Genomic DNA, 13,686 nt, shown 5'->3' with positions numbered 1-13,686 from the left:
CGGACTCGGGGGAGACCGCAATTCGCACGGGGGCATTGCACGGAGGGGCTCGAAGATCGTGAAGCTGCGCGACCTGGTGTACAGGCTCTATGCACGCCGGGTGGAAGGCCGCCTCGACCATGACGCGTCGCCCAAGCACATCGGCGTCATCCTGGACGGGAACAGGCGCTGGGCCAAGGCGTCCGGAGGCACGACGGTGCAGGGCCACCAGGCCGGCGCCGACAAGATCTCCGAGATGCTCGGCTGGTGCACCGAGACGGACGTCGAGGTCGTCACCCTGTGGATGCTCTCCACGGACAACCTGGACCGGCCGGAGGTCGAGCTCCGGCCCCTGCTCAACATCATCGAGAACACGGTCCGGGGCCTCGCCGAGGACGGCCGCTGGCGCGTCCACCACGTCGGCAACCTGGACATCCTGCCCGCGCAGACCCAGACGGTCCTGAAGGAGGCCGAGCAGGCCACCCACGACATCGACGGGATACTGGTCAACGTCGCCGTGGGCTACGGCGGCCGCCAGGAGATCGCCGACGCGGTCCGCTCGCTCCTGCTGGAGCACGCCGAGAAGGGCACCTCCTTCGAGGAGCTCGCCGAGGTCCTGGACATCGACCACATCGCGGAGCACCTCTACACCCGCGGCCAGCCCGACCCCGACCTCGTGATCCGCACCAGCGGCGAGCAGCGGCTGTCCGGGTTCATGCTGTGGCAGAGCGCCCACTCCGAGTACTACTTCTGCGAGGTCTTCTGGCCGGCCTTCCGCAAGGTCGACTTCCTGCGCGCGCTCCGCGACTACGCCGCCCGCCACCGGCGCTACGGCACCTGACCGGAAGACACCCCGACCCCCTCGGCCCCACGCGAACCCTTCACCAGGGATTCACCGAGCGTCCGTCATATGCCATGGCATGGCACCGCACGTTCGAGGGCATAACCCAGGCAGGTCGACGCCCGATCCACGGGTGTCGAGTCTCAGCGGACGGCACAGGGCCGTCCGCCCGGGAGGCCCTTTGCACCAGGACGCGCGTGCGGTTCGCACGGACGGATTGGAGGGCCGGAATTCGGCCCTGGCACTGGCGCCGATGACCGGTCCGGTCTTCATGGCCCGACCTCTTCCGAGGGGGTACGTCCTTCCGTGGTGACCAGCACAAAGCGCCGCCTGCCCGACAGGCGGACCTACGTCCTCGACACCAGCGTCCTGCTGGCAGACCCCAACGCGTTCTCCCGCTTCGACGAGCACGAGGTCGTGCTCCCGATCGTGGTGATCACCGAGTTGGAGGCCAAGAGGCACCATCCCGAACTCGGCTACTTCGCCCGTCAGGCCCTGCGCCTGCTCGACGACTTCCGGGTCCGCTACGGTCGCCTCGACGCCCCCATCCCGCTGGGAGATCTGGGCGGCACGCTGCGCGTCGAGCTCAACCACTCCGACCCCGGCGTCCTGCCGGCGGGCTTCCGGCTCGGGGACAACGACTCGCGGATCCTCGCGGTCGCCCGCAACCTCCAGGCCGAGGGCTACGACGTCACGGTCGTCTCGAAGGATCTCCCGCTGCGCATCAAGGCCTCCTCCGTGGGCCTGCTCGCCGAGGAGTACCGCGCCGAACTCGCCATCACGGACACCGGCTGGACCGGCATGAGCGAGCTCGCCCTCTCGGGGGAGCAGGTGGACCTCCTCTACTCCGAGGAACGGCTCCACGTGCCCGAGGCCGCGGAACTGCCCGTGCACACCGGGCTGGTCCTCCAGTCCGAACGGGGCAAGGCCCTGGGCCGGGTCACGGCCGACGGCAACGTGAAGCTCGTGCGGGGCGACCGCGAGGCCTTCGGGCTGCACGGCCGCAGCGCCGAGCAGCGCATCGCCCTCGACCTGCTCCTCGACCCGGAGATCGGGATCATCTCGATGGGCGGCCGGGCCGGCACCGGCAAGTCGGCGCTGGCGCTCTGCGCGGGCCTGGAAGCGGTGCTGGAGCGGAGGCAGCACCAGAAGGTCATGGTGTTCCGCCCGCTGTACGCGGTCGGCGGCCAGGACCTCGGGTACCTGCCCGGAGACGCGGCCGAGAAGATGAGCCCCTGGGCGCAGGCGGTCTTCGACACCCTCTCGGCGGTCGCCGGGCGCGAGGTCATCGAGGAGGTGCTCGGGCGCGGGATGCTGGAGGTCCTGCCGCTCACGCACATCCGCGGACGTTCGCTGCACGACGCGTTCGTCATCGTGGACGAGGCCCAGTCCCTGGAGCGCAACGTCCTGCTGACCGTTCTGTCCCGGATCGGGGCCAATTCGCGGGTGGTCCTCACCCACGACGTGGCCCAGCGCGACAATCTGCGCGTCGGCCGGTACGACGGAGTGGTCGCCGTCGTTGAGAAGCTGAAGGGGCATCCGCTCTTCGCCCACGTGACGCTGACCCGCTCCGAGCGCTCCCCGATCGCCGCACTGGTGACGGAGATGCTGGAGACCCTCTAGGAGGGAACGGGGTAAAACCCCCATAGCGGGACGGTCAGTTGGCGCCGCCCGGCAAAGGCCCAGGAGCCTAGCCGGGCGGCGCCCTGCTGCACAGGCGTTTCCCCGAATCACCGGCATCACAGCAGGTGTGACCTTTCACACGCAACGCGGAATTGCCCTGCGGCGTCGAGGTCCGGCAGAGTCTGTTCTCCGTCAGGCCCCGCATACGGAATACCTGTATCCCCTTCCGGGATACGCAGTACGAACAACTCCACAGCCGATGTCCGTATGCCGCCCGGTACAGCCGGCATCCCCCGCAAGGGAGTTGCCCACGGGCCAGCGTCTCCAGTGACCTCAACACCACGGAGACCAGTGTCGAAGGGGCACTCTTGCGACCGCGCGGTCACTGCGGACGCTGCTGGAAGGACACCGTGTGAGCCGGATCTCGGTCCGGGGGTTCGCAGTGGCTTCGGCCACCGCGGTCACCACCGTCGGCGCAGTCGTGGGCGTCGCCACTGGCGACGCCGCCTCCAACGACATCGAGACGACCGCTTCCGGCGCGACTCTCCTGACAGACGTCCCGGTCGGCGAGCAGGCCCAGGTCCAGAGCGCCACCCTGGCGCAGCAGGCCGACACCATCGCCCACGCCGCCGACGCCGACGCCAAGCGCTCGGTGGAGGAGGCCGCCCGCATCCAGGCCGCCGAGGACGCCAAGTCCAAGAAGGCGGAGGCCGAGAAGGCCGAGGCCGAGAAGGCGAAGAAGGCGGAGGCCGACGCCAAGCTCAAGGAGCAGCGCGAGGAGGAGGGCGGCGTCGCCAGCCGCTCCGCCACCCGCGACGCGGGCGACTTCCCGGTGCAGGGCTCCTACACCGTCGCCCAGGTCAAGGACATCGCCCGGCAGCTGGTCCCGGCGGGCCAGTTCCAGTGCTTCTCGAACATCATCAACCAGGAATCCACCTGGAACTACAAGGCCGTCAACTCCTCCTCGGGAGCCTACGGTCTGGTCCAGGCGCTCCCCGGTTCGAAGATGGCCTCGGCCGGCTCCGACTGGCGCACCAACCCGGCCACCCAGATCAAGTGGGGCCTGGGCTACATGAACGAGCGCTACGGCAGCCCGTGCAGCGCCTGGAGCTTCCACCAGGCCAACGGCTGGTACTAGAGCCCTGGCATAGGGCCCGCGTACAACCTCGGGGAACCCCGCACCGTCCAACGGTGTGGGGTTCCTCGCGTGTACGGTCGTGCGAGGTGTCACCGCTGGGCGGGGGGAAAGGAACGACATGGCGAAGAGGGCAGGCTGGCTCGGCCGGCTCGGCAGCAGACTGAGCCGCATGGAGGCGGCCCTGGACGAACGGCGGGCCGAGGTCGAGGCCGAGGCCGCCGGCGAACCGCCGCTGCCCGCCGCCACCTCCGCCTCCGCCTCCACGGCGGTGGCCCCGGGCGCCGCGACGCCCGGCGGGCCCGTGGCCGTCCCGCCGCCGGTCCGCCCCGACCCGGTGACCGTCATCCCGTGGGGGGTGCGGGTCGCCGCCGAGGCGAGCTGGCGGCTGCTGCTGCTCGCCGGGATGGTCTGGGTCCTGATGAAGGTGATCAGCGAAGTCCGCCTGGTCGTCCTCGCCTTCGCCGCCGCCCTGCTCGTCACCGCGCTGCTCCAGCCGTTCGTGGTGCGGCTGCGCCGGCTCGGCCTGCCGCGCGGGCTCGCCACGGCCGTCACCGCGATCCTCGGCTTCGTCGTCATCGGGCTCGTCGGCTGGTTCGTGGTCTGGCAGGTCATGGAGAACCTCGACGACCTCTCCAACCGGCTCCGCGAGGGCATCAACGAACTCAAGAGCTGGGCACTGGACAGTCCGTTCCACGTGACCGAGAAGCAGATCAACGACATCGCGAAGAACCTCAGCGAGACGATCGGCACCAACACCGAGGAGATCACCTCCGCCGGCCTCCAGGGCGTGACGGTGCTCGTCGAGGTGATGACGGGCATGCTGCTCGCGATGTTCTCGACGCTGTTCCTGCTCTACGACGGCCAGAGGATCTGGAGCTGGGTGCTGGGCCTCGTCCCGGCCGCCGCCCGCCCCGGTGTCGCCGGCGCGGGTCCGCGCGCCTGGCGCACGCTGACCGCGTACGTGCGCGGCACGGTGCTCGTCGCGCTGATCGACGCCGTCTTCATCGGCCTCGGGCTGTACTTCCTCGACGTGACGATGGCCGTGCCGCTGGCCGTGTTCATCTTCCTGTTCGCCTTCATCCCGCTCGTCGGCGCCGTGATCTCCGGCGCGCTCGCCGTGGTCGTGGCGCTGGTGACGCAGGGCCCCGTCATCGCCCTGGCGGTGCTGGGCGTGGTGCTGGCGGTCCAGCAGATCGAGGGGCACGTGCTCCAGCCCTTCATCCTCGGCCGGGCCGTACGGGTCCACCCGCTCGCGGTGGTGCTCGCGGTGGCGGCCGGCGGGATGATCGCGGGCATCGGCGGGGCCGTCGTCGCCGTGCCGCTGGTGGCCGTCACCAACACGGTGGTGGTCTACCTGAGGGCGTACTCGCGCGAGCGGCACAACGGGGCCGTCTCCGCCACGGGTCCGGGCCCGCACGGGGCCACGGCGGTACGGGCCGCCGCGCTGGAGGCCGGGGATGATCAGCGAGCCTGAGCTCGAAGGGGAGTGGGCCGACGCCTCTCCGGCCGAGCTCGCGGGCCCGCAGGAGCGGCCCGGGGGCCGGGAGGGGCGCGGACGGGCCCCCTGGCTCTGGGCCCTGGGCGGGGCCGTGCTGGCCTCCGCCGTCTGGGCGGGGGTGCTGGTCGCGCAGGAACGCCACGCCGCCGCCGGGCCGCCGATCGCGTACCGGCACAGCGAGCAGCTGTGCACGGAGACGCCGCTGAAGGCCGTCGGCGCGGTGACCGGGAACCTGGGCGTGGGCATGCCGAGCCACGGAGAGAGCCCGGCGCTGGACTGGTCCCACTGCTTCTCCACCGGGGGCCGGGAGGACCGCCCCTTCACCCATGACGCGCAGGTGCAGGTCGAACTGCACAAGAAGACCGACCCGGAGGCGGAGTTCGGGCACGGGCCCGGCATCAACCTGAACCTGAGGTCCCCGTCCGTGGAGCCCCAGCTGGTCCCCGGCCTCGGCGAGCGGGCGGTGTTCACCGGCGAGGACTCCGCGCCCCGGCTCCAGGTGCTCGACGGCGGGGCCGTCCTCACCATCAGGGTCGAGTGGTGGCCGGGCGAGGACGGCAAGGGCGGCGACCTCGACGAGAACGCCGTCAAGGCGGCGATGATCGAGGACATGCGCGCCCTGATGGCCCGGCTGCGCGAGAAGTGACCCGCGAACGCGCCGTGCCCCCGCCGCCCGGAAGGGCTGCGGGGGCACGGCGGTGCTCGGGAGCACCCCTGGGGGCGACTACTCGGCGGCCAGGGCCGCTTCCGCGTCGAGGGTGACGGCGACGGCCTGGATCACCGAGGCGATCTTGAAGGCCTCCTGGACCGTCTCGCGGTCGACGCCCGCCTTGCGCAGGACCTGCTCGTGCGAGTCCAGGCACTGGCCGCAGCCGTTGATCGCGGAGACCGCGAGCGACCACAGTTCGAAGTCGACCTTCTCCACGCCCGGGTTGCCGATGACGTTCATCCGCAGGCCCGCGCGCAGCGTGCCGTACTCCGGGTCGGAGAGCAGGTGGCGCGTCCGGTAGAAGACGTTGTTCATCGCCATGACCGCGGCGGCGGACTTGGCGGCGTTGTACGCCTCCGGGGAGAGCGCGGCCTTGGCCTCCGGCTCCAGCTCACGCAGGACGCGCGGGGAGCGGGCGGCGATCGCGCAGGACAGGACGGTGCCCCACAGCTGCTGCTGGGTGAGCGTGTCCTGGTTGCCGATGACCGAACCGAGGTTCAGCTTCAGGTCCTTGGCGAAGTCCGGTATGGCCGACTTCAGGGTGTCGAGGGACATCCGTCACTCACCGGCCAGCAGGGCGCCGGCGTTCAGGGTGTCCTCGCCCTTGTTCCAGTTGCAGGGGCACAGCTCGTCGGTCTGCAGGGCGTCGAGGACCCGCAGGACCTCCTTGGGGTTACGGCCGACGGAACCGGCGGTCACCATGGCGAACTGGATCTCGTTGTTCGGGTCGACGATGAAGACGGCGCGCTTGGCGAAGCCGTCCTCGCCCTCGACGCCGCAGGCCTGCATCAGGTCGTGCTTGACGTCGGCCAGCATCGGGAAGGGCAGGTCGCGCAGGTCGGCGTGGTCCTTGCGCCAGGCGTGGTGCACGTACTCGGAGTCACCGGAGACGCCGAGGACCTGCGCGTCGCGGTCCGCGAACTCGTCGTTCAGCTTGCCGAACGCGGCGATCTCGGTCGGGCACACGAAGGTGAAGTCGGCAGGCCAGAAGAAGGCCACCAACCAACCCTTCTTTTCCCGGTTGAGCTTAAGCCATTCTGCGTCGATCCGCTGGAACTCCTTGCCCTTCTCCAGGGATACGCAAGCCATGAGGTCGAACTCGGGGAACTGGTCACCGACAGTGAGCACGCTCTGTCCTTCGGGTCGTACTGAGGGGTTGGACGTGATCACCCTGGCACAGCGGCATTGATGGGTGAAATCGCTACTTCCGACCGGATTGATAGGCGTGTCCGATTAACGGGGCGCGGTGTCCGGGGTTACTTGGCGGTAGGTGACTGACTCCACATCGTGACCTGAAGGTTCAACAGTATAGGGATAAATCGATCTTCTGTTCGTGATTTGATACCGGAAGTTCATATTCCGTTTGAGGGGAGTCGACCCGTGAATCGACGCAATGAGGCGTCGCAGGATGAGATCAGCACTCATCCCATTGGGAAGCTCCTTGCCCTGCCCGCTAAGGGCCAACGTGACCGGAAGCTCGCCATCGGCACCTGGGGACTCCTGGTCGGCGGCACCTTCACGTGCCTCACCCTGAGCACCATGGGCCACGATGATCGGGCCGCCCCCAAGCAGCCCGACAAGCCGCACGGGACCAAGATCGACGACGCCTTCGAATCCGCACCGTTGCCCGGCTACTTCCCTACCTACCTGGACGGCGGAGGCGGCATCGCAGGCGTCCCGCTGACGGGAGAACAGCGCAAGGCGCTCATTCGGGAAGCGACGAGGCGTGGCCTCTCGACCGAAGACGCGTACGCCCTGGCCTACGGCGACAAGACCCAGATACACGTCCACCCGGACGGGACCGTGCACGTGCACACCGAAGATGTGGCGGTCCCCAACGGGCCGGTCTACGCGAAGCTGCCCCCCTCGCCCGCTGGTAGCGCCGAGTCTTCGGTCACGGCCACGCCGAAAACACCAGGCGCCCCCGTGGCTACTGAGGGGCAGGCGGGCCAAGCGCCCACGGCTCCCGCCGGCAAGGGGAAGCCGTACTACCCCGCGACCGGCAAGAACCTCCACGCGGAGGAGAAGGCCAAGAAGGAGAAGAAGGAAAAGCGGCTGGGGGAGAAGCTGAAGAAGGTGGTGCCCGAGCCCCTGGAAGACCTCGTCAAGGGCGCTGACAGCTTCTCTGACTGGCTGGGTGCCGCCTCTCCCGGTGAGGCCGTGGTGATCGGGCCCGTCCAGAGCGGCAACCTGCTGAAGATCCAGGTGGAGGCGCCCATCTCGGCGGACCTGTCGCTCACGACCACCTTCTCGGCGCCGATGGCGGCAACTGCCGACGTGCAGCCTCTTGTAGAGACTGTGATCACGGACACTGAGACCGGCGCAGTCGTCGCTGAGCACGGCTCCCAGCGCTGCCCGAGTGCCGACGCTGCGTCCGGGGTCGCGATCGGGCAGGCAGTTGACGTGGTCCTCGAAGCCCACGAGGAGAGCCGAGCCCCGGACTTGGCAGTCTTGGGAGTGCTGCCCGAGCCGACCGCGCCTGAGGCGGCCGACAGCCCCGACCTCGCTGCCCGCAGGGAGGCAGACCAGCCGGGGCCGACACCATCGGACTAGGTGGGTTCGATCAGGGACGGCAGGGCACCCCTTGCCCATCGACCTAGCCAGAAGGCTGCGGTGGACGGCTCCTCCTGGCCCTCGGTGGAGCCGTCGTGCAGCAGGTACTCAGTAGGGGCGATGTAGCCCTCGCCGGGTGCCAGCCGGATACGGATGACCTGTACCGGGTGCCCCGCCGCGACGTGTTCCCGGTAGTCGTTGGTGTGGGGGTAGCGGAGGTTGTAGTCAGTGGGATGGACGGCCCGGCAGACAGCTTGAGCGTCCAGGGCGCCCAGGATGATGTATCGGCTGCCGGGGCCGAGATTGACGGCCAGTCTCCGCCGTCCCCGCGCCTTCGCGCCGTAAAGCAGCTTGTCCCAGTTGTCGAGGTGCAGGCCGAGCAGTTTGCCGGCGGCGTAGTTCTCCGTCGTCGTCATCATGTCGGGCTTGGCGTGGGCCTGGCCGAGGTACACGGCGTCCGAGTCCCCCATGCGGGCGGCTAAGACCTCCAACTCCTCGCCCTTGGGCACAGGCGGGCGGACGATCTCCACGAGGGTGCTGGGCGGGGCCCACTGTGGCGCGGTCAGCAGGAGCCCCACCGCCTCGGGAAGCGGCTGCCACAGCCCGGACGGGACGACGGCGCCGTCTTCGTACTCGGGCTCGTTCTTGATGGTGCGGACGGTGGCGAAGTCGCACCGCTCGCGGAGGGCGTCCAGGTCGGCGCAGGCGATGTGCAGGGGCACTGGGGTCTCCGGGTTCAGTCGTCTCCGAGCGCGATGTCCAGCTCGCCCACCAGGGCCTCGGCGAGATCGGCCTGTTGGCCGTGGTCGATGCGGACTTTGGAGAGGTTCGCGACGCCGCGGAGTGCCGACAGGTCGTTCTCGCGAAGGTCGGTGTTGCGGTATCGGCCAGTGCCGAACTCGGTGAGCCGGAGAGTGCAGTCGTTGAACACGGCGTCCGACAGGTCGCAGTCGGTGAAGGTGGCCTCGGTGAGGACGCAGCCGATGAAGGCCACGGGCCCGGTGACGCGGACCTTCTCGAAGGTGGCGAAGTCGAGCTTGCAGCCCTCGAACAACACGTCGTCGAGCACCACGCCGTCCAAGGCGGCGCCCATCAGCTTGCAGTCGCGGAGGTGGACGCGGGTCAGCTTGCTCTCGCTCCACCGGGCCGCTCCGAGATCGCTGCTGGTGATCTCCACACCGTGCAGGCTCAGCCCCTCGAACTCGACCTTCTTGGAATGCACACCAGTGATGCGGCCGGTAATGAGCTGCGTGTCGGCGAGGTCAAGCGAGCGCAGGTCCGCGTCCCCGTACGTGAAGTCCTGGACGGCGCCTCGGGGGCTGTCGAGGGTGTCGACGTGGGACAGGTAGAGGCCGGGCTCGTCCAGCTCGGGCAGGGTGACGGTGACGTGGCCGAACGTGCGGGTGGCCATGGATTACTCCTTCATGGTGGTGCCGGGGCGGCCCTGTGCGGCTGACGGGGCCGCCCCGGTCGGGGGTGGGACTACTTGCTCTTGTTCCAGTCGTCCCAGGTGGGCCGGTTGTCGAAGGCCGGGGTGGGGTTATCCCAGGTGGGCCGGTTGTCGAAGGCGGTCGCGAAGGGCTGGGCGTGCGCGGCCTGCGAGGTGGGCTGGTTGCTCCAGGTGGCGTTAGTCCAGGCGTTCTCCCAGCGGGCGACGGACGAGGTGCCGGCGGCTTCCAGGAGGGACGTGAATCCCGGTGCCGAGTCCATCACGAGCGCGGTGGCATCAGGGGCGGTGGCTGCGGACATGTCGCGTGACTCCTTCGAGAAGGGCGATCTTGGACGTGGTGCAGTACGAGGTACGGGTGCCGTCCATGCGGCCCCCGTGCTCGAAGTACCGGTTCGCGGGGTGTGCCCCTCCGCAGAAGGCGAAGGTGGGGCAAGTGGCGCGGCAGGCATCCACGCCGTCCCAGAACTCGGCGATCCATGGGGTGCGCTGCTCGGCTTCGGCTACCAGGGCGTCGAGGCCGTCCTTGAGCACGTTGCCGGTGGTGAAGTCTCCGAGGCGGGGATCTGTAAATCCGGCCAGCTCCGGGGAGAGCATGATCACGCTGCCGTCGTAGGCGATGGTCGGCAGCGGGTCCCAGGGGGAGGATGCGGGCAAGGGGGTGACGTCGTGGCCCTGAAGGACGGCACTGGCGAAGTTGAGGACCCGCTGTACCTCCCGGAGCCGAACGGCGGGGTTGGCCCGCCAGGCGTCCGCGAGGGCCTCCCAGAATTCCGCTGCCCGTAGCGGGTCGGCCGCCTGCTGGCCCGTGTTGACCCCCTCCTGTTCTTCGACGTTGACGCCGAGGGTGGTTACGCCCAGCTCGGCGAAGAACTCGTAGAAGCGGGCGGCGTCGGCCGGGTCGGGATTGGAGACGACGGCGATGGCGGAGAAGGGGATGCCGTGGCGGCGGAGGCGCTCAATGCCGCGCATGGTGACGCGGAAGCCGGGGTGGCCGGCAAGGGTGATGCGGTGGGTGTTCATGTCCTCGGGGCCGTCGATGCTGACACCGACGTGCATCCCCTGCTTGATCACGAACTCGCACCACGCGTCGTCCACGAGAGCGGCGTTCGTTTGGATGCTGTGCCTGACGCCCTGGAAGGGGGCCATGAGGGCGGCCAGGCGCTCCCGGCCAGTGGCCATCGGTTCACCCCCGTGCCATACAACTTCGAAGGCTGGGTCGTCGGCCGCCCAAACGTTGACGACCTGGGCTACTGCCTCCGCGACCTCGACGGGCATGAGGTGGTTTAGCTTGCGGAACGGCAGGTAGCAGTAGGTGCAGTCCATCGGTAAGCACTTGGTGGTCGGCTGCATGATCACGGAACGCGGACGGGTGGCAAGGCGGGCGGCAGGGAGCATCGTGCATCCTCTCGGTTCGGGCTGAACGGGTGGCAACGATGGGCTCTGCGGCCTGGGACACGCCCCGCGAAGGGGGTCTGCGCCCTGGGGCGCGGGGATGGCCAGGGCGCGTGCGGGGCGTGCGCCGGGCCGCAGAGGCCGTTCGTCCGCCGGGGACGCTGGTCAGGGTTGGGTGCGATGCTCCCTGCGGACGAGCACTTCAAGGGAGTCCGGGTCGTCGGTCTCGTGCTGAGTCGCGAGGCCGCCGGAGAGCGGACGCAACACCCACGTCTTGCTTGCTCGGACATCGGTGACCACCCAGGTGTGGCCGTTGGGGTCGCGGACTTCGTCGCCGACCCATGCCTGCCCGGTCATACGAACGCCTTGGTGCGGGCCTCGGAGCCGATGGGGCTGATCGGCTGGAGGCTGTTGGGGTCCGCCTCCCACTCCCTGCCGGAGGCGTCCAGCGGACGCATGTGAGCCACTGTGCGGAGGGTCCTGTTGTTTGCCTTGCTGATGTGCTTGAACACCGCTGCGCAGGTACCGCGTCGGCCGTCTCGCAGGTGCGCAACCTCCCGTCCGATCAGGCGGTGATCTGAGACTTCCTCGATCCGGGTGTTCTCGTCGGGCATGCGGTCCCGTCTCCTTCGCGAGTTTCTGGCTGCGGGGGTGCGCTCCTGGTCGGCGAATTGGTACGTCAAGGCAACACCCAGCGTGAGGAGTTGGGTACCGTACGAGGGGGTGTCGAAAGGTGTCGCTTTCGGCCCGAGGTAACCGGAGGCCCTGGGGATGAAGACGCGCAATGTGGGACTGGAGAGCCATCTCGCCCGCTCCAGAATGAGCCGCGGTGAGCTAGCGCGCCGAATCAAGGCGAAGGCGCTGGAGTACAGGGAGCCCCACATCGCGCCTGGTGTGTCCCGGATCAGGTGTTGGATCGAAGGTGAACAGCCTCGCGAGCCTGTCCCGCAGATCGTTGCCGACGTGTTCTCCGACCACTTCGGGTATCGCGTCACGGCATACGACATCGGCTTCGGCGCCGGCACATCGGTTGATTCCGCTCTCGTCTACGACACCTCGTTCACGGCTACCGTGAAGGCAGTTGCCGAACTCGGGAGAGCTGACGTGGACCGACGCAAACTGCTTGCAGCCGCACCCTTCGCTGCGGTCGCCGGGGTTGGGCCCTCGCGCGACTGGCTGATGAACACCCTCGATCAGGAACCGTCCGCTGGACCGCGCGTCCGCCTGGAGGACGTGACGTCCGTGAAGGCGATGTTCGAAAAGTTCCAGCGGATGGACATCTTCCAGGGCGGAGGCTCTGGCCGCCTGGTCCTGGCCGAGTACATGACCCAGCACGTCTTGCCGCTCCTGCCCCGTGCGAAGACGGAAGAGGTGCGCCGGGCGCTGTGCGAGGCCGCCAGCGAGCAGACCTATCTCCTCGGCTGGATGGCGTACGACTCCGGAGAGCACGGCGTGGCACAGCGCTACCTCATCCAGGCACTTCGGCTCGCCGAGGAGTCGAAGAACGCGGCCCTCGGGGCGCATGTCCTCGCCGGCATGGCCGACCAGGCGACCCTACTGGGCGACCCGAACGAAGGTCGCCGCCTTGCGCAGGCCGGTCGACACGGGCTGGCCAAGGCCGATTCCGCTGCCTGCCTGGCTGACCTGTGGTGCCTCGAAGCGCGGGCCCTCGCCAAGCTCGGCGACATCAAAGCGGCCAGCCGGGCCGTGATCGAATCGGAGAAAGCGTTCGAGCGGGTGCGTCCGGAGCAAGAGCAGGCGTGGGCGGAGTTCATTGACCCGGCCTACCTGCACGGCGAGCACGCGATGACCTTCCGGGATCTCAATGACCCGAAGTCCTCCGAGGCCCACGCCGTACGGTCCATCGATCACGCACACCAGCAGAAGCGCGCCCGGCGGGGCGCGATGTCTCAGGCAGCCCTCGCGGTCAGCCACGTTCAGCGTCGAGACGTGGACTCCGCGTACGCTGCGGGCCTGCGCACACTGACGCTGGCCTCACAGGTCAAGAGCACGCGCGCCATCGAGGCCGTTCAGGATCTACGCCGCCGGATGCAGCCTTTCGGGCAGAACCGGCTCGTCGCCGACTTCAACGAGCGGGCACAGGCCCTCGTCGAGGCGGCCTGACCAAACGGACGCAGGCCCCCGCGTCGATCGCGGGGGCCTGCAAGTCAGGCAGCCGGAGAGAGCACGACGAGCAGAGGCCCGGCGGCGCGGTCCCAGCCACGTCCGGCCTCAACCGCCTCTTTGCCGGCGCCTGCGATCCCGTCCCGGACCGGAACGAGGAAGGTCTCGCGGAAGTGAGCCTGGGCGCCCTCGTTCATGCCGCTCGCCGAGACCGTGGCGCCGACCTCTCTGTCCAGCACCGACGCGGCCTCGGTGAAGTCGTCGCCGGTCCACTGGTCTACGTGCTCGGCGACCAGCGCCCACGTCATCTTGAACGTCATGCAGGCATTCTACCTGCGGAAACGCCAGAAGGGCCCCCTCCCGGGGGCCCAACTCGCTT

Annotated in this window: 15 protein-coding genes; 7 read left to right on the top strand and 8 right to left on the bottom strand. The window is 69.0% G+C overall.

Features of this window, described 5'->3' with window-relative positions; genetic code table 11:
• Nucleotides 1–58 precede the first annotated feature (58 nt).
• The 5 genes from OG553_RS11605 to OG553_RS11585 all read left to right on the top strand — a co-directional run bounded on the left by OG553_RS11605 (nucleotide 59) and on the right by OG553_RS11585 (nucleotide 5,725).
• Entirely contained in the window at nucleotides 59–820 is a 762-nt protein-coding gene (locus OG553_RS11605) for an isoprenyl transferase (RefSeq protein ID WP_405978907.1), read from the top strand.
• 306 nt (nucleotides 821–1,126) lie between these two features.
• On the top strand, nucleotides 1,127–2,443 hold the full coding sequence (locus OG553_RS11600; protein ID WP_405978906.1) for a PhoH family protein: 1,317 nt from the start codon (nucleotides 1,127–1,129) through the stop codon (nucleotides 2,441–2,443).
• Between the two features lie 394 nt (nucleotides 2,444–2,837).
• On the top strand, nucleotides 2,838–3,581 hold the full coding sequence (locus OG553_RS11595) for a transglycosylase SLT domain-containing protein (RefSeq protein WP_405983017.1): 744 nt from the start codon (nucleotides 2,838–2,840) through the stop codon (nucleotides 3,579–3,581).
• Nucleotides 3,582–3,699: 118 nt separating this feature from the next.
• Nucleotides 3,700–5,055, top strand: a complete 1,356-nt coding sequence (locus OG553_RS11590; protein WP_405978905.1) for an AI-2E family transporter — start codon at nucleotides 3,700–3,702, stop codon at nucleotides 5,053–5,055.
• Nucleotides 5,039–5,725 (top strand): hypothetical protein, encoded by a 687-nt coding sequence (locus OG553_RS11585; RefSeq protein WP_405978904.1) that lies wholly within the window; start codon nucleotides 5,039–5,041, stop codon nucleotides 5,723–5,725. Before OG553_RS11590 ends, OG553_RS11585 begins: the two co-directional genes overlap by 17 nt.
• Before the next feature lie 78 nt (nucleotides 5,726–5,803).
• Here OG553_RS11585 and OG553_RS11580 read toward each other — a convergent pair whose 3' ends face one another.
• Both OG553_RS11580 and OG553_RS11575 read right to left on the bottom strand, forming a co-directional pair.
• A complete protein-coding gene (locus OG553_RS11580) occupies nucleotides 5,804–6,343 on the bottom strand; it encodes an alkyl hydroperoxide reductase (protein WP_125601103.1) in 540 nt (179 codons plus the stop codon).
• 3 nt (nucleotides 6,344–6,346) lie between these two features.
• Nucleotides 6,347–6,916, bottom strand: a complete 570-nt coding sequence (locus OG553_RS11575) for a peroxiredoxin (RefSeq protein ID WP_405978903.1) — start codon at nucleotides 6,914–6,916, stop codon at nucleotides 6,347–6,349.
• Between the two features lie 252 nt (nucleotides 6,917–7,168).
• On the opposite strand from OG553_RS11575, the gene OG553_RS11570 reads away from it, so the two are divergent.
• Entirely contained in the window at nucleotides 7,169–8,341 is a 1,173-nt protein-coding gene (locus tag OG553_RS11570; protein WP_405978902.1) for a hypothetical protein, read from the top strand.
• Here OG553_RS11570 and OG553_RS11565 read toward each other — a convergent pair.
• The 5 genes from OG553_RS11565 to OG553_RS11545 all read right to left on the bottom strand — a co-directional run bounded on the left by OG553_RS11565 (nucleotide 8,338) and on the right by OG553_RS11545 (nucleotide 11,540).
• Nucleotides 8,338–9,063 (bottom strand): hypothetical protein, encoded by a 726-nt coding sequence (locus OG553_RS11565; protein ID WP_405978901.1) that lies wholly within the window; start codon nucleotides 9,061–9,063, stop codon nucleotides 8,338–8,340. The two genes, OG553_RS11570 and OG553_RS11565, sit on opposite strands and share 4 nt — an antisense overlap.
• 14 nt (nucleotides 9,064–9,077) lie before the next feature.
• Nucleotides 9,078–9,752, bottom strand: coding sequence for a pentapeptide repeat-containing protein (locus OG553_RS11560; protein ID WP_405978900.1), 675 nt, complete (start codon nucleotides 9,750–9,752; stop codon nucleotides 9,078–9,080).
• Between the two features lie 71 nt (nucleotides 9,753–9,823).
• Nucleotides 9,824–10,090 (bottom strand): multiple cyclophane-containing RiPP AmcA, encoded by a 267-nt coding sequence (amcA, locus tag OG553_RS11555; protein ID WP_405978899.1) that lies wholly within the window; start codon nucleotides 10,088–10,090, stop codon nucleotides 9,824–9,826.
• Nucleotides 10,068–11,186 carry a cyclophane-forming radical SAM peptide maturase AmcB gene (gene amcB, locus OG553_RS11550; RefSeq protein WP_405978898.1) on the bottom strand — a complete coding sequence of 373 codons (1,119 nt, stop codon included), beginning with the start codon at nucleotides 11,184–11,186 and terminating at the stop codon, nucleotides 10,068–10,070. The genes amcA and amcB overlap by 23 nt, the downstream gene beginning before the upstream one ends.
• 162 nt (nucleotides 11,187–11,348) lie before the next feature.
• Nucleotides 11,349–11,540 (bottom strand): hypothetical protein, encoded by a 192-nt coding sequence (locus OG553_RS11545; protein WP_405978897.1) that lies wholly within the window; start codon nucleotides 11,538–11,540, stop codon nucleotides 11,349–11,351.
• Nucleotides 11,541–11,954: 414 nt separating this feature from the next.
• On the opposite strand from OG553_RS11545, the gene OG553_RS11540 reads away from it, so the two are divergent.
• On the top strand, nucleotides 11,955–13,307 hold the full coding sequence (locus OG553_RS11540) for a transcriptional regulator (RefSeq protein WP_405978896.1): 1,353 nt from the start codon (nucleotides 11,955–11,957) through the stop codon (nucleotides 13,305–13,307).
• Nucleotides 13,308–13,351: 44 nt separating this feature from the next.
• On the opposite strand, the gene OG553_RS11535 is transcribed toward OG553_RS11540, so the two are convergent.
• The gene (locus tag OG553_RS11535; RefSeq protein ID WP_405978895.1) at nucleotides 13,352–13,627 is read right to left on the bottom strand and encodes a hypothetical protein; all 276 of its coding nucleotides are present in this window, start codon (nucleotides 13,625–13,627) and stop codon (nucleotides 13,352–13,354) included.
• Between the last annotated feature and the right edge of the window lie 59 nt (nucleotides 13,628–13,686).

Origin of the sequence: Streptomyces sp. NBC_00158, assembly GCF_045160885.1 — a bacterium.
In the GTDB taxonomy this organism is placed as follows: domain Bacteria; phylum Actinomycetota; class Actinomycetes; order Streptomycetales; family Streptomycetaceae; genus Streptomyces.
The sequence above is the reverse complement of the archived record's forward strand: the minus strand, read 5'-3'. Positions and strand labels throughout refer to the sequence as shown.